This window comes from Robiginitalea insularis, from assembly GCF_052497835.1.
The window spans coordinates 1,010,113-1,023,987 of sequence record NZ_CP199296.1 but is presented as its reverse complement, the minus strand read 5'-3'; the positions used below and the strand labels follow the sequence as shown (position 1 = coordinate 1,023,987).

Below are 13,875 nucleotides of genomic sequence, written 5' to 3'. Positions count from 1 at the left end.
ATTAATTTAAAAAGTTCTTAAAAAAGTGCTATATTTAAGATTAACCTTTCTAAAAACAACAACATTATGGGTATTAAAAGCTTTATGGGCCGGAGGGCCAAAGAAGCATCCAAAAAAGAATACGATGCCCCTATTCTGGTTAGCGATTATATGACCAAGAAGCTGATTACATTCAGTCCTGAACAATCCATCCTGGAGGTTATGGAATCCTTTGCAAAGAATCGCATCTCAGGAGGTCCGGTTCTTGACGACAACGGTTTTCTGGTTGGAATCGTCTCAGAGGCGGATTGTATGAAACAGATCTCGGAAAGCCGGTATTTTAACCAGCCTATTCTCGATAAAAGTGTTGAGCGTTTCATGACCAAAAAAGTGGAGACCATTCCACACGATATGAGTATTTTCGATGCAGCCGGGGTTTTTCATAAAAGCCACCGACGTCGCTTACCGGTTATGAAAGACGGTTTGCTTATCGGGCAGATAAGCCGCAAGGATATTGTAATAGCTGCCCTTAAACTCAATTCACATAACTGGAAGTAAAAACTATTTCTGTTTCTTTTTTTGGGCTCTTAACAGGAGGTATAAGCCGGATATGGCATTCGTCTACGGGGTAATAACCTATGTCGTACAGGAAGTACGTTTTAATTCCTTTCGCATTGGTGTACAGCCGGGTAACCGAGCCGAATTCAAAACCAATATCGAGCAGGACTTCTCTGGATATCAACCCATCCTCCCGATGCTTTAGCAGCTTTTTTAGGAGGCGGTAGTTCCTTCTCAGGCGGTTGTTGGTTTTGAGAAGTACGCGGTTTTTCTCACGGTTCCTTCGATTGTTAAATGTATTTCTGCAAGAATCACAGCAGAATTTCTTGTCTGATCTTCCTACCAGCTTTTCAGCGCATTCCAGACAGGCTTTGTGCATGCTCAAATGATTTTGTACAGTACATTGGCTACCGGAATATATAAGCCAAAGAATGGAATATAAAAAGGCCGGCAGCGCTTTTGTTCAAAGTAAACCTGCCGGCCCGAAAAATCATTTCAGTTGCCTACCCCCTAATCTTTAATGATAAGGGCCGGAAGGCCGAGCTCCTGGTATAGCGTATTATAAGCCTGCATTCCCTCATTGACAATGGCATCCCTTTCCCTGGCAAATCGGCCCCAGGCTTCGGTTAGGTCCTTCAGGCGGTCTTTTGCTCCCTGTGTCAGTTCCGGCTCTGCCACATCAATAAAACCTTTCAGGTACATCAATTCGGCGTTGAGTTGGTTGTTGAAATTTATGACATCCTGGAATGTTTTCTGCTTGGGCTGGATCAGCTGCTCTTCCCATTTGGTAATGCGGTCCAGCAATTCTTTTCCTTGTTCAATCAGGGGAGTGGCCTTGTCATTATCCTTCAGCAGGGATTCATATGCCTGCAGCTGTTTTTTAACGGAACGGAGTTGGTTAACCGCCAGGTGCATATCCCTGATAGCATCCCCGATCTGGTCCAGGGCCTGTTGCTGTTCCCTGTACGCAGCAGCTTCTGCCTTGATTTTTGGATTCGGAAGGATAGTAAAAGAGACACTACTCTCCAGGCTGTCTATTTTCAGCTTTGCCGTATAGTTCCCCGGGGCAACCCTGGAACCACTGTAGTCTCCGTAAACGAATACCCCATCCACTGCCGGAAGGCTATTTCTCCTGAAATCCCAGGTAAACCTGTTGAACCCCCTTTTCGCTGGTAAAACCTCGGGTTTAGACGGTCCTCCCGGCCAGGATTTAAATGTTTCCGGGCCTTTACTGCTCAGGCTCCTGATGATTTTAGTGCCATCTGAAATTTCCAGGGTTATTTCTGTTGAATCTGATGCCTCCGGCAGATAGTAATCCAGGATAACCCCTGATTTTGGGTTGGTCCCAAGGGAAGGTAAGGGTTTGTCTGAATACCCTCCTTCGAAGAGATAGGTGTCCGAAGGTTTCAGTAACCTGACTTCAGTGAAATTCGCAGGAGTTTGCTGTAAAGGGGCCAGGTCATCCAGAATCCAGAAAGACCGCCCTGCGGTTGCCGCAACCAGGTCATTATTGCGGAATGTAAGGTCGTTTATAGGCACAACAGGCAAATTGCGCTGGAAGCGTTGCCAGAAACCTCCCCCGTCAAGTGAAATATAGAGGCCGGTTTCCGTTCCTGCATACAGCAGGCCTTTTCGAACCGGATCCTCCCTCACTACCCGTGCAAAGCCATGCGGATCATTCAGACCGTTTACAATGCGGGTCCAGGACTTTCCGTAATCCGTTGTTTTGTATACATAGGAATTAAGGTCCATGAATTTATAGCGCATCAGGGTAATATAGGCTGTTCCCGGATCATGGGGTGAAACTTCTATGCTGTTAACAATTCCCTGTGGCATTCCAGAGGGGGTTACATCCTCCCAATTAGCTCCGCCATTGCGTGTCAGGTGAAGCAGCCCGTCATCTGACCCCGCCCACAAAACGCCTTTTTCATGTGGCGAGGCTACCAGATACATGAGGGTATTGTAGTTTTCGCCCCCTGCGGCTTCATTGGTAAAAGGTTGCCCGCCCGGGCCTTGCTTCTCCGTTTCGTTTCGCGTGAGGTCCGGGCTGATGATATCCCAGCTCTGGCCGCCGTCAGCCGATTTAAAAACGACGTTTCCGGCGTGATAAATTACCGAGCGGTCATGGGGGTCGGAAATAATAGGGGCATTCCAGTTGTAACGGAATTTGAAATCTTCAGGGGCGTTGCCCAAAGATAATTCCGGGTATTCTTTAATGGGCTTGCCTTCCCTGGATGCACGCACCCATTTTTCGATTATCCCCTGGTAACAACCCCCGTAAACCACTTCAGGATTATCCGGGTCAAAGGCCAGATAGGCACTTTCGCATCCCGCAACGGAATACCAGTCTTTCCAGTCTATTCCCATATCATTGGTACGGCTAGCTATGGCGATGGCCGAATTATCCTGCTGTCCGCCATATACCATGTAAGGAAACTGATTATCGGTAATAACCCTGTAAAATTGTGCGGTTGGCTGATTTTGCTGGCTGCTCCAGCTTGCCCCTGCATTATTTGAAATATTGGCTCCCCCGTCGTTGGCATTGATCATTTTTTGGTTGTCCTTCGGGTTTATCCAAAGATCGTGGTTGTCCCCGTGGGGGGTGGGAACAGGCTGAAAGGTTTTCCCTCCGTCAATTGATCGGGTAACCGGGGCATTCAGCACATATACCCGTTCCGGATCTACTGGATCTGCAAAGATTTCCATGTAATACCAGGAGCGGGCAACGTTGATGCGGTCCTTATTAACCTGCCGCCAGTTTTTACCCCCATCATCCGATCGGTATACCCCGGCTTTCTCGCCTTCGGCTTCCAATACGGCATAAACCAGATCGGGTCGGGCTGCAGAGGCAGAGATCCCCGCTTTTCCAAAGGCTTCCGGGAGGCCCGATTTTAGTTTGGTCCAGCTGTTTCCTCCATCCGCTGACCGATATAAACCGGAATGTTCTCCTCCAGATTTCATGGTCCAGGGATAACGCTGATGCTCCCACATGGCTGCGTACAAAACCAGGGGGTTGGTTGGGTCAATACTCAGGGAGGACGCCCCTGTGGTATTATTGACGAAAAGTACCTTCTCCCAGCTCTTGCCACCATCCGTGCTTTTATAGACACCCCTTTCTGCACTGGGTCCGTATTGGGCACCCTGTACGGCCACAAAAAAGGTTTCAGTATCCGAAGGGTGAATGATTACGTCTGAAATGTGCCGGCTCTCTTCAAGGCCAAGGTGCTCCCAGCTTTTTCCGGCATCCCTGGAAACGTATACCCCGTCTCCCATGGAAGTCATCACCCCACGGGCCGCGTGTTCGCCCATTCCGGCCAGTACAATGTTCGGATTGCTTTCAGAAACATCCAGGGCTCCTACTGTGCCTGTTTTAAGAAAACCATCGGATACATTTTTCCATTGGATCCCGTCATCTGTTGTCTTCCAGATACCCCCGCCGGTACTCCCCATATAGTAAGTGCCTGGTTGGGATACTACTCCGGTAACGGCCACACTCCTTCCGCCACGGAAAGGACCTATATTACGCCATTGAAGGGAATTATAAAGCGAATCGCTTATCCTCTCAGGGTTTTGTTTTTGTTTTCTTCTCTGAGCATTTGAAGCTGGGGCTGCTGTAAGGCAGGCAAGAGCGAATAATATCCAGTATTTCATTTTTAAGTTTTTAGTGTTGGTTTGTGTTTACAAGGGAGTTACTAAAGATAAGCATTCGAAAAAAATAAGGATTATCCGTTTCTAATTAATTAGATCCGAAACTAAACATTTATGAACCGGGTATTTACCTGACAACCCAATAAGTTTGGAGGACGGATGAAAACCGCATAAAAGAACAGTTAACATCAAATAAACGAAAAATGAATGCACTCAGAAACAAAGTACAACTAATTGGAAATTTAGGTCAGGACCCGGAGGTATTGAATCTGGATGGAGGGAATAAAATGGCAAAATTTTCAATTGCAACCAATGAAACGTACAGAAATGCGAAAGGGGAGAAGGTGACAGATACCCAGTGGCATCAGGTGGTAGCCTGGGGTAAAACAGCCGAAATTGTAGAGAATTATCTCGGAAAAGGCAAAGAAGTGGCTATTGAAGGCAAACTGATACACCGGAGTTATGATACTGCCGAAGGGCAGCGTAAATACGTTACGGAGGTTAAATGTACCGAATTGCTGATGCTTGGAAAATAACGGCACGGCCATTTATCGATAAAAGGGGCGGATAGCCCCTTTTTTTATGCCATTGGTACGGGAGTTTGTACCTTATAGATGAGTATTTTCTCCCAGAATTGAAAAGTTCCTTAGCGATGTTGAGCCGCTGTTTACTTTGGCTGTTGGTTTTCGGGTTAGGCTTGAATCAGGCTTATGGCCAACAATTGCTTTCACAACGGAACGATTTCTACTTCTTTGATAATCAGGGTCAGAACGATGCGCTTTACGAACAGCAAATTAAGTTTGGCGGGGAAACCGAAGAACTGGATTTCTGGAGAGATCAGCGAAGCTATGAGAGCGAACTCTATGCCAAACGACCTGCAGCTTACAAGATATACCTCTCGGCTAAAGGGAAAGCCTATTCAGCTCACCAACTCCGGTGCAATGCTGCCTGTGAACATGGAGACTATTATTATTTGCAGGCATCCTTCTATCTTCAGTTTGGTACTGATGCCGATAAATTAGGGCAGGGATTTGAAAATTCTTCGGCCGAATTCAGATTGCTGGCATTGGGGAGCAATCTGCCGAATTAAAGCTCAGGGACAGAAATTATAAAATGAAGAATACGGACTTGGAGGTTCAGGCCACTTTTTGAAGCGTTGCGTTTTTTTCGAGGAGTTGTAAAAGGTCTGTACAGGGGCACTTTTTACAACGACGACTCTCACACTTCTTGAATTTTTTGCAACATTTGGATTTGCAATTCTGCAGGTTGCAATCCTTTTCAAGGAGTTTTTCAATCCTCTTGTTCCGGATCTTGAGTTGTTTGGAAGGTTTTTTTGGTTTTTTCTTTCCCATGGCTGCTTATCTCCAAAACAAAAATAAGCAACAAAATTAATTTTTAATTAATCTAAATAAGATTTAACATTTTAAGCCCCGGTATCAGAAGCGGCACTGTCAACCGTAATCTGTTGCACGTCCCTGTCAAAGAGGTATAATCCCCCCTTGTCATTTCCAATCAGCTTTATCTTATCCAGAATGGTGCGGGCCAGGGCTTCTTCCTCTATTTGTTCTGCTACGTACCATTGCAGGAAATTATGGGTGGCGTAATCTTTCTCCTGCAGGGTTACATGTACCAGTTCATTTATCTGGTTGGAAACAAATATTTCATGTTCGTATAATTCCTGGAAGAGTTTTTGAAAGCTGCCGTATTCCGTCTTTGGAGCACTGAGGTCCGTAACAATGGCATGCCCGCCCCGTTCATTCACATACTTTATCAATTTTAGCATATGCATGCGCTCCTCATCGGAATGCTTGTACATAAATTGGGCAATACCTTCCAGTCCTTTTACTTCCGCCCAGGAAGCCATGGAAAGATATACCTGGGAAGATTCTGCTTCCACACGAATTTGGTCGTTAAGGGCTTTTTCAACTTTTTTGGTAAGCATATAATATTTTCAAATAAAGTTACAAATAAGGCTTCTGAATTTCAAGCTGAAACCTAAGGCTTTTTTGTCAGACATGATAAAATTAGAAAAAGACCTGTCCTGCGATCCTGAAAGTGTTTGCATGGGCATCAACAATGGTGCTTAATTGAGGGGAGTAGCCGCCCCCCATACTGCAAACTACGGGTAAACCGTGATTGTAGCACCATTCAAAAACCATAATATCCCGCTGCCGGCAGCCTTCAGGGGTTAAACCAAGCGTACCCAGCTTATCGGTTTGCAAAACATCGACCCCGGAGAGGAAAAAAACAAAATCAGGTTGCTGTAATTCCAGCAATTCACGCAGCTGTTCCTGCAGTATTTTCAAATAAGGACCATCTGTTGTGCCCTTTTCCAAAGGAATATCGCGATCCGAAATTTCCTTTTTAAATGGGTAATTGGCCTTCCCGTGCATGGAAAATGTAAATACTTCCGGAATATTTTTGAAAATCTCTGCGGTACCGTTACCCTGGTGCACATCCAGATCCAAAATCAGGATTCTACGAGCCAGACCCTTTGCAAGAAGGTAATGTGCGGCAATGGCCTGGTCATTCAGCATGCAAAAAGCCTCCCCCCGGTCAGAATAGGCGTGGTGGGTACCCCCGGCTATATTCATAGATACGCCGTAATCCAGAGCAAAATGGCACGCCCGTATGGTGCCCGCGGCAATGATACGTTCGCGCAGTACCAAAGCTTCACTCCATGGAAACCCTACCTTTCGCATAGCCCGCGCCGGGATGCTTCCCGCCCTGAGGTCCGAGTAATAAGCCGCGGTATGTGCTCTCAGGATATCCGCATCCTCCGGCAGGCCCGGTTCAAAAAAATTGTCCTCCTTACAGCTGCCTTCATATAAAAGTTGTTGGGGCAGCAGCTCGTACTTTTGCATGGGAAAGCGGTGTCCTTCCGGAAGGGGGTGTTTATAAATAGGGTGGTAGGCTATTTTTAACATGTGATCCCGAATCTGTTTTTCTGTTTGGACACCGGGTTTTTAGAATTTAGGGTTTATCAGGAAATGATGGCTCCATTTTCTGTTCCCGCCTGCTCCGGGCCTACAAAAATCAGTTTTCCTTCGGCATTTTCTGCCAAAAGGATCATCCCCTGGCTTTCTACACCCCTGAGTGGCCGGGGGGCGAGGTTTACAAGCACGGTGACTTGCTTCCCAATCAGTTCTTCGGGGCTGAAGTGCTCTGCTATACCAGAAACGATGGTGCGCTCATCCAGGCCGGTGGCTACTTTCATCACCATCAATTTTTTGGTTTTGGGCATTTTTTCGGCTTCCAGGATGGTTCCTACCCTCAGGTCCATCTTGGAAAAATCCTCGTAACTGATCGTTTCCTTTTGGGGTGCTACAGTTGTATTTTCCATTTCGTTTTGTTTTTTGGTCGCTTCCAGTTTCTCTAGCTGCTTCTGAATCTCGGCATCTTCTATCTTACGGAAAAGCAGGCTGGTTTCTCCCAGGAGGTGGCCTTCCGGAAGTAAATATTCATCTTTTGCCACCGCTGCCCAGTCGGGTACGCTCCCGAGTTGTTCGAAGTTCAGGAGTGATTTGAGCTTTGTGGCCGTAAATGGTAGAAAGGGATCGCAAAGTATGGCCAGGCCAGTTGCGACCTCCAGGGCAACACGTAAAATAATGCCGGCGCGCTCCGCATCTTCTTTGATGACTTTCCAGGGTTCTTCTTCTGCCAGGTATTTGTTCCCCAGGCGGGCCAGGTTCATCAGCTCCTGTGATCCCTCCCGAAATCGAAAACGGTCCAGACAATCAGATATACGGGCGGGATACTCCCTTAGTTCTTTAAGTGTATTTTGGTCAGATTCTGTCAACACACTAACACTTGGGATTTCTCCTTTGAGATATTTTTGTGAAAGCACGCCCACACGGTTTATAAAATTCCCGAATATAGCAACCAGCTCATTGTTGTTGCGGGCCTGAAAGTCTTTCCAGGTAAAGTCGTTGTCTTTGGTTTCCGGGGCGTTGGCCGTTAAAGTATAGCGCAGCACATCCTGCATATCGGGAAAATCTTCCAGGTATTCGTGTAGCCATACCGCCCAGTTTTTGGAGGTGGATAGTTTCTGGCCTTCCAGGTTGAGGAATTCATTGGCAGGGACGTTTTCGGGCAGGACAAAATCCCCGTGGGCCTTGAGCATGGAAGGGAAAATAATACAATGAAAAACAATATTGTCCTTCCCAATAAAATGCAACAGGCGAGTGTCTTTATCCTTCCAGTAAGGCTCCCAGTCCTTTCCTTCCCGGGCTGCCCATTCTTTGGTAGAGGAGATATACCCAATGGGTGCATCAAACCAAACATAAAGGACTTTGCCTTCGGCATCTTCCAGCGGGACCGGAATCCCCCAGTCCAGGTCACGGGTTACCGCCCTCGGTTTCAGTCCCTCATCAATCCATGATTTACATTGCCCGTAAACATTGGGTTTCCAATCTTCTTTATGGCCTTCCAGTATCCATTTCCGCAGAAAATCTTCATAGCGATCCAGTGGCAGGAACCAGTGTTTTGTTTTTTTCAAAACCGGCGTTGCCCCGCTAATGACTGAGCGCGGCCCGATCAGATCGGTAGCGTTCAGGGAAGACCCGCAATTCTCACACTGGTCACCGTAGGCTTCTTCATGGCTGCATCTCGGGCAGGTCCCCACAACAAAACGGTCGGCCAGGAATTGCCCGGCCTCAGGATCGAACAACTGTTCGGTTACTTCTTCTATAAAATCTCCCTGCTTGTAGAGTTTGGTAAAAAATTCAGCCGCTGTTTGGTGGTGAATCTGCGCAGAAGTCCTGGAGTAATTGTCAAAAGCGATCCCGAATTGCTCAAAAGACTTTTTGATGATCCCGTGGTACTTGTCGATCAGTTCTTTTGGGCTGACCCCTTCCTTCTTCGCCTTCATGGGGATGGCCACTCCGTGCTCATCACTCCCGCAGATAAACAAAACTTCTTCTCCCTTAAGCCTAAGGTACCGGCTGTATATATCCGCTGGAACATAAACCCCCGCCAGATGCCCTATATGGATAGGGCCATTGGTGTAGGGCAGGGCTGCTGTAATAGTGGTTCTCTGGTAAGGGCGCCGGGCTGCAGACATAAGTTGCTTTATTAAGCCACAAAAATAACCAATTTTACAGGTGGCCTACAAGCAGGTTTAAAAAAGAAAAGCCCTCGGGACACTGGACAGATAAGAATATCCGGGGCGTCCAGCGTCCGAGGGCATTAATCTTAAGGTATTGGGGTCAGGAAACCATGATAGACTTGGCCAGCCTTCGGTCCTGTACATCAATCCTGTAGATGTATTTTCCGGTTGCAAGATGTCTGGGTACGCGTGCACGTACATCCAGATCCAGGCTACCTTCAAACATCATTTCGTTATAAAGGGTAGCAACCTTTTGTCCCAGAATATTGAAAAGGGTTATATCCACATGACCGCTGAAAGGAAGCTCCACATGTATAAACGGATTTTCCTCAGTGGGGTAAAAAGGCCTGTGTACAATGGCGTCCAGTTCTTCCTGAGTTGGAGGAGCCGCGTTCGGATCGTCCGGATAGGTCGGTGGGGTAGGCGGATCATCACTGTAGGCAATATCAGGGAAATCGGCTCCGCTACAATTAAACCCGAGGTTTACCGGATTATATGGGTGACCGAGCAGGTGTTGTTCTACCAGGGGGATAGGGACACAAAGCCATTCCGCCAGAACAGTTGCATAAAGGTCCCTGAAATCCATGGTATATTCCAGGTTTCCGCGGCTGTTGGGGTCTTCCAGAGAAGGATGTTCCCCCACAAAGGCACTGCCTTCCAGTCCGGATCCGAAGAACAGGGTGGGTGCGGCCTTTCCGTGATCTGTTCCGTTTGAACCGTTTTCAAAGATTCGCCTTCCGAACTCGGAGAAGGTCATGCTCAGTACTTTATTGTCCTGCTGGGTAAAGTTCAGGTCATCGTAGAAATCCTTTACGGCCACAGAAAGGTTGGTCATCAGCCTTTCGTGTGCCAGGGGCTGGTTTCCATGGGTATCAAAACCTCCCATGGAGATCATGTATACCTTGGTGCCCAGATTTCCCTTGATGAGTCTTGCCAGCAACGCCAGTTGCCTGGCGAAGCCATTATCCTGGTACTCAACCTGGTTCTGCCCGCGCTCATATGCTTCATGAATCAGCCCGGAGTATTCGTAAGTTGTATTGGCAACGCCTCTGAGGAATTTCACCTGGTCTCCATACATACAACCATCAAAAAGCAGAGGGTCCAGACTGTATTGCTGCCCTGTTTCAGCTATTTCTTCCAGCTGGTTGATATTGGAGGTTACAAAGGCGTAATTGGTTTCTTCTCCCTGGAATATCAGGTTCCCGAAGTTACCGATCTGGATGGCTGCCGGGGCTGCCGGCGGGTTGACCAGGTAATCCGGATAAATATTTTCAAAATATCGGCCCATCCATCCGGTATTCAAACCGCTGAAACCGGTAGTGGTTAAATCGGTATTGGCATAGATGTCAGAGCCTGTAAAATGGGAAAGGCTTTGGTTTTCGTATCCGACCCCATGGACGGCCTTAAAGGCGCCTTCCCCCCACATTTCCTCAAGGGACTGCATGTAAGATGGAATCCCGAACTCATCCGTAAGTTTCAAAACCTTACTCTCCGGAATATAAATGTTGGGCCTGGCATTGGCATAGGTATCGTATTGTTCAATTGGGATAACAGTACTGAGCCCGTCGTTTCCACCCGAGAGGCGGATCAGGATAAGGATACCATCGCTGGGGGCATTTGCAATTGCCGCCGTAAGCGGTGATGGGGCAGAGGCTGTAAGCATATTGCTGCCCAGCATCATGGAACCGGACCCTGCTATACCAAGGGCCTGTAAAAAAGAGCGCCGGCTCCAGAACTTATGTTCCTGGTCGTGAGCCTCAGAAGTATTTTTGGGGAAGTGTATATGATTGTTGCACATAGTCGTAGGTTTATTTTAATTGAAACTCAGGTTGACGGGAGAGATGCATTAAGAGGAGGAATACCTGCTGTGGTACTTCCGGGCTGATGGATAGGATCCATAACCCCAAACCACCGGCTATATAATCAGAGCCGTAATAATTCTCGGGTATATCCTCAATTTTGAATACATCCATGGCATTTTCGAAATCCTGGGCTGTAAGCAATCCTTTAGGCAAAAATTTGTCCACCAGGGCCCGAACAACAGTCTCCGGATTGCTGGTGCTGCTTTCTGCAGGCCCAACAGCATCCATGGCCAGGGTTCGGAATTGTTCCGCGTTATCGGCAAAGGATCCCTGTATCATCACCTCGCTGGTAAGCCAGCGGCCAATCATAAAATTCGTATTGATCCAGCTGCGGTCTCGTTGCCAACCTGCCACATCTACCGGGTCGAATAATTCCTGACCCAGCAGTCGGGACGACTCTATGGCAAATGATAAGTTTGTATCGTCAAAAGTAAAGTTCGTTTCATTAATAAAATTTAGGTAGATATCAAATGGACTCTTGATGATCACCCCTATGGCGTCATCGTCAAAAAAGTGCTGGCTCTTGAAGAGCTGGGATAAAACCGGTGCGATTTCAAAATTATTCGCAATGAAGGTGCTGGCCATTCCCGAAATGATTGTCTGAGCGTTCCCTGCATCGTCATCTGCATCCGGGTGGACAAAAAACTGGTAGAGTTTCTTGCAAATAAATTGTGCTATCTCATTGGGCCGCTGCTGGAAGAGAATATTGTGGACATCGTTGTATCCCCAGTTCCCGGTTTGCCCCAGGATGGTCTTGGGTCCGGCATCGAAGGTCGTAGCGTCAAAAGTTACCGGGGTCCACCGGACATCCCCGCGTTCTGTGTAGCCGCTCAGGGCCTTTGCCGTTTCAATGATATCCTCTTCGGTATAACCGTTTCCTTCGCCGAGGGTAAAGAGCTCATAGAGTTCGCGGGCATAATTCTCGTTTGGATTATTTCCGTTGTTGTAGGCCCCGTCCAGATAAAATAACATGGCGTTTGTAAGGCCTATTTCGCTTACAAACGTCCGGAAATTACCCAGGGCGTTGCGTTGCAGACAATTGATATAATAATAAAGGAAGCCGGGGCTTTCATATACATCCAGTTCAGTTACAAAGTGGTTGCTCCAGAAAAAACTCAGGCGGTCCCTGAGGTTATTGGAAAGCATTTCCCGGGTATAGTCTAGTCTCCAGGTGTCCCTTTGGGTCCGTGCCAGTTGCCTTGCGGCATCATCGTCTGCAGGGTAATTGTCGCGGTTCCAGTCTGCCCAGGCAGGTGCTGCCAGGGGTGGAAGGGCTAAGGCCTGGTTAATAATACTGTCTACCAGGGCATTGGCACTCTGTCCGATTCCCTGATTAACAGTGGCTACTGATGCGCTGAACCCCAGGCGCCGGTATAGATGTTCCACCCTCGTTCGATCTAAGGGGGTGGTATACAGCGACAATGGCGCCGTATTACAATTCACGAAGTACTCCATAGTTGTTGTAGGCTTTAAGAACGTTCATGTGTTTAGGGGCAAATTCTTAACGCACTAACAAACCACTTAGTATGGTATTGAAAGATTTTTCGTCGTACTGCAGATTAAATTACAGTCTTTGATTAAAATTTGCGGGGAACGCCCCTTTTTTTCGATGAATTACCTAAAATTTTCACAATTACCCATACCATGACTGCCGATTCCACAACTGCGTTGGGCAACAAAGGAGAAGCGCTGGCAGTGGCATATCTCCAAAAAAAGGGATATGCTATCCTGGTCCGGAATTATCGTTACAGAAAGGCCGAGATTGATGTTATTGCCCTTGGGGAAGGATTTTTGGTCATTTTGGAAGTAAAAACCCGTACCGGAGGGTTTTACGAAGACCTTTCCGGTAGCATTACAGCAAACAAAATCAGACGGCTCATTGCAGCGGCTGATCATTTCGCATTGGAAAACAACTACGATATTGAAATCCGTTTCGATATTGTACAGGTGGTTTTGAGGGCTACGGGCCATCAGATCCATCATATAAAGGATGCCTTCTACTTTTTTTAATAATTTGTTTTATATATAACAACTTGTTAATTTTGACTCAAATTAAAAAGATGAAGACTATATCTTCCGTAGTGGAAGGCTACATAAAAAAGAAACCTTTCTTGCAAACAGCTTTGGCTCAGGGGATTATCAACCTGACTTCCCTGTCGCGCCGGATCAAACCTGAGATTGAATCGCATTTGGGGAAGGAAGTTCGTAACGGCGCCATCGTAATGGCGCTCAAAAGGCTTTCGGATGACCTTGAATTTCGCGCTACCCACAGGATAGTTAAGGTGTTGAAAAACATAGGTGAGATTACGGTAAGGTCCTCCCTTACCGATTTCACCTTCCTGGTTTCCGATAGCATCCTGGAAAAGCAAACCCGTTTACTGGAAGAAATCAACAGGCATACGGACATTTTTTATACTTCCTCCAGGGGGGTGAATGAATTGAATATTGTGGTCAGCAACAGTCTGGATTCACTTATTGAAAAACAATTTAGCGGGGAACGGCTAACGCAGAAAGCCGAGAACCTGGCTTCTATAACCGTTAAACTCCCGGCTGAGAATGTCTCTGTACCCGGAATCTACTATTTTATTTTTCAGCGACTGGCCTGGGAGGGTATTGTACTATATGAAGTTATCTCCACTACAAATGAGTTTACTATCCTGGTGGATGAATCACAGGTAGATACGGCTTTTACAGTTATCAAGGACTTAAAGTCCCTTTAAG

General features: G+C 47.0%; 12 protein-coding genes. 5 read left to right on the top strand and 7 right to left on the bottom strand.

Features of this window, described 5'->3' with window-relative positions; genetic code table 11:
- The first annotated feature begins 66 nt into the window (after nucleotides 1-66).
- Nucleotides 67-537 carry a CBS domain-containing protein gene (locus tag ACT6NV_RS04660; RefSeq protein WP_445386100.1) on the top strand — a complete coding sequence of 157 codons (471 nt, stop codon included), beginning with the start codon at nucleotides 67-69 and terminating at the stop codon, nucleotides 535-537.
- Here ACT6NV_RS04660 and ACT6NV_RS04655 read toward each other — a convergent pair.
- Nucleotides 515-916, bottom strand: coding sequence for a hypothetical protein (locus tag ACT6NV_RS04655; RefSeq protein WP_445386099.1), 402 nt, complete (start codon nucleotides 914-916; stop codon nucleotides 515-517). The genes ACT6NV_RS04660 and ACT6NV_RS04655 overlap by 23 nt on opposite strands.
- A 131-nt stretch (nucleotides 917-1,047) precedes the next feature.
- Nucleotides 1,048-4,188 carry a VPS10 domain-containing protein gene (locus tag ACT6NV_RS04650; RefSeq protein ID WP_445386098.1) on the bottom strand — a complete coding sequence of 1,047 codons (3,141 nt, stop codon included), beginning with the start codon at nucleotides 4,186-4,188 and terminating at the stop codon, nucleotides 1,048-1,050.
- A gap of 200 nt (nucleotides 4,189-4,388) precedes the next feature.
- On the opposite strand from ACT6NV_RS04650, the gene ACT6NV_RS04645 reads away from it, so the two are divergent.
- On the top strand, nucleotides 4,389-4,721 hold the full coding sequence (locus tag ACT6NV_RS04645) for a single-stranded DNA-binding protein (protein WP_445386097.1): 333 nt from the start codon (nucleotides 4,389-4,391) through the stop codon (nucleotides 4,719-4,721).
- A 116-nt stretch (nucleotides 4,722-4,837) separates the two neighbouring features.
- Nucleotides 4,838-5,275, top strand: a complete 438-nt coding sequence (locus ACT6NV_RS04640; protein ID WP_445386096.1) for a hypothetical protein — start codon at nucleotides 4,838-4,840, stop codon at nucleotides 5,273-5,275.
- 333 nt (nucleotides 5,276-5,608) lie between these two features.
- On the opposite strand, the gene ACT6NV_RS04635 is transcribed toward ACT6NV_RS04640, so the two are convergent.
- The 5 genes from ACT6NV_RS04635 to ACT6NV_RS04615 form a co-directional block, all read right to left on the bottom strand.
- Nucleotides 5,609-6,127, bottom strand: a complete 519-nt coding sequence (locus ACT6NV_RS04635; protein ID WP_445386095.1) for a ferritin — start codon at nucleotides 6,125-6,127, stop codon at nucleotides 5,609-5,611.
- A gap of 82 nt (nucleotides 6,128-6,209) precedes the next feature.
- Nucleotides 6,210-7,112, bottom strand: a complete 903-nt coding sequence (locus ACT6NV_RS04630) for a histone deacetylase family protein (protein WP_445386094.1) — start codon at nucleotides 7,110-7,112, stop codon at nucleotides 6,210-6,212.
- A 56-nt stretch (nucleotides 7,113-7,168) separates the two neighbouring features.
- Nucleotides 7,169-9,247, bottom strand: coding sequence for a methionine--tRNA ligase (metG, locus tag ACT6NV_RS04625; protein WP_445386093.1), 2,079 nt, complete (start codon nucleotides 9,245-9,247; stop codon nucleotides 7,169-7,171).
- Nucleotides 9,248-9,392: 145 nt separating this feature from the next.
- Nucleotides 9,393-11,090 (bottom strand): DUF1501 domain-containing protein, encoded by a 1,698-nt coding sequence (locus ACT6NV_RS04620; RefSeq protein ID WP_445386092.1) that lies wholly within the window; start codon nucleotides 11,088-11,090, stop codon nucleotides 9,393-9,395.
- Nucleotides 11,091-11,100: 10 nt separating this feature from the next.
- Nucleotides 11,101-12,609 (bottom strand): DUF1800 domain-containing protein, encoded by a 1,509-nt coding sequence (locus ACT6NV_RS04615; RefSeq protein ID WP_445386091.1) that lies wholly within the window; start codon nucleotides 12,607-12,609, stop codon nucleotides 11,101-11,103.
- Between the two features lie 189 nt (nucleotides 12,610-12,798).
- Here ACT6NV_RS04615 and ACT6NV_RS04610 point away from each other — a divergent pair, with 189 nt between their 5' ends.
- Together ACT6NV_RS04610 and ACT6NV_RS04605 are read left to right on the top strand one after the other, a co-directional pair.
- Complete coding sequence (locus ACT6NV_RS04610; RefSeq protein ID WP_445386090.1) at nucleotides 12,799-13,164, top strand: YraN family protein; 366 nt, start codon at nucleotides 12,799-12,801, stop codon at nucleotides 13,162-13,164.
- A 50-nt stretch (nucleotides 13,165-13,214) separates the two neighbouring features.
- On the top strand, nucleotides 13,215-13,874 hold the full coding sequence (locus tag ACT6NV_RS04605) for an aspartate kinase (protein ID WP_445386089.1): 660 nt from the start codon (nucleotides 13,215-13,217) through the stop codon (nucleotides 13,872-13,874).
- The last annotated feature ends 1 nt before the right edge of the window (nucleotide 13,875 follow it).